The 2060-nt window shown below is 27.3% G+C and carries 2 protein-coding genes; both read left to right on the forward strand.

The genetic code is table 11. The features are described 5' to 3' along the window. Positions 1-132 precede the first annotated feature (132 nt). A complete protein-coding gene (gene glsA / locus GBZ86_RS15320) occupies positions 133-1050 on the forward strand; it encodes a glutaminase A (protein ID WP_152892096.1) in 918 nt (305 codons plus the stop codon). 66 nt (positions 1051-1116) lie between these two features. Further along, on the forward strand, positions 1117-2060 hold a 944-nt coding region (locus tag GBZ86_RS15325; protein WP_327445287.1), incomplete at its 3' end, for a 5'-3' exonuclease.

A 2060-nucleotide genomic window follows, 5' to 3' on the forward strand; every position in this document is an offset into this window, starting at 1 on the left:
ATATAAAACTATTTAATATTTTATTAACTTATTATATTATAATAGTTTTAACTTTAATGTAAATGTATTAAAATAGTATATATTATAGGGTGTAAAAAATAATATATAAATTTAAACAAGGGAGAAATTCTAATGAAAAATTTATTAGAAAATTTAATAGAAAATAATAGAAAATATGTAGATTATGGAAAATTAGCCTCTTATATACCTGAACTTGAGAAATCTAATAAAAATGATTTAGGTATATATGTAGTTACGTTAGATGGAAAAGAATATGGAGCTGGAGAATGGGAAAAAAAATTTACTATTCAAAGTATATCAAAAGTTGTATCACTGATGGTTGCTATAATGGATAATGGAAGAGATAAAGTATTTTCTAGAGTAGGAGTTGAACCAACTGGAGATAGTTTTAATAGTATAGTAAGTTTAAATAGAAAACCTAGTATGAAACCATTTAATCCAATGGTGAATGCTGGTGCTATTGTTACAACTTCTTTGATTTCAGGAGATACTGAAGAAGAAAAGTTTGAAAAGATTTTAAACTTTACAAAAAAAGTAACAGGAAATTCTAGTGTGGGAATGAATGAAGAAGTATATAAATCAGAATCACAAACTGGTGATAGAAATAGAGCATTAGCATATTTTATGAAGAGTAATGGTACTTTAAATGGTAATATAGATTCAATTTTAGATTTATATTTTAAACAATGTTCAATAGAAATTAATGCAAGAGATTTAGCTAGATTTGGAGCTATGTTAGCTAATGATGGAGTTTTACCATGGAGTGGAGAGCGAGTTATATCAAGAGATGTTTGTAGGATAGTTAAAACCATTATGGTTACATGTGGAATGTATGATGATTCAGGTAAATTTGCAGTACATATTGGAATACCAGCTAAAAGTGGAGTTGGAGGAGGAATTATGGCATCAGTTCCAAGAAGAATGGGAATAGGAGTATTTGGTCCAGCTTTAGATGAGAAAGGCAATAGTATAGGTGGTTCTCATATATTAAAGGATTTATCAGAAGAATTAGATTTAAGCATTTTCTAAGTAATACAAATTTAATTAAAGGGCAATAATGTTAAAATATGAAAAAGTAAAAGTGGAGGAATTTTAATGGAAAGATTACTTATACTAGATGGAAATAGTTTGTTAAATAGAGCATTTTATGCAGTACCATTATTAAGTAATAGTGAAGGTATATATACAAATGCAATGGTTGGATTTTCAAACATGTTATTTAAAATGAAAGATGAAATAAAACCTAACTATATAGTTTCAACATTTGATAGAAAGGCACCAACTTTTAGGCATTTAGAATATGAAGAATATAAAGCTGGAAGAAAAAAAATGCCACCAGAATTAGCACAGCAGTTTCCTATAGTGAAAGAAATGCTTTCTTTATTAGCTATAAATATTTATGAATTAGATGGATTTGAAGCAGATGACATTATAGGAACTTTAGCAAAATTTGCTGAGAATAAAGGCATAGAGGTATACATAGTAACAGGAGATAAAGATGCTTTACAATTAGCATCTAAGAATATAAAAGTTTGTATTACTAAAAAAGGTGTTAGTGATAGAGAAGTTTATGACTATAATAGAATGGTTCAGGATTTTGGAGTAACACCAACAGAGTTTATAGATGTTAAAGGACTTATGGGCGATAAATCAGATAATATACCTGGTGTACCAGGAGTTGGTGAAAAAACAGCATATAAGTTAATACAAACTTATGGAAGTGTTGAAGAAGTTTTAAGTAATATAGGTGAAATAAGTGGAAAGAAGTTAAAAGAAAATTTAACTGATTATAGTGACCAAGCAATATTTTCTAAAAAATTAGCAACTATTAAAACGGATGTTCCAATAGAATTTGATTTAGAGGATATAAAATCTAATGAAAACTATAACAAGCAAGGTTTAAAGACTTTATTTTCTAAATTACAAATGAAAGTAGCATTGCAAAGAATAGAAGATGATCATGATGAAGAAGAAGTTGAGATAAAATGTATTAATATAAATAATGTTTATGAATTAACAGAATTTATGGATAATACTTC

Source organism: Clostridium tarantellae (assembly GCF_009295725.1).
In the GTDB taxonomy this organism is placed as follows: Bacteria; Bacillota; Clostridia; order Clostridiales; family Clostridiaceae; genus Sarcina; species Sarcina tarantellae.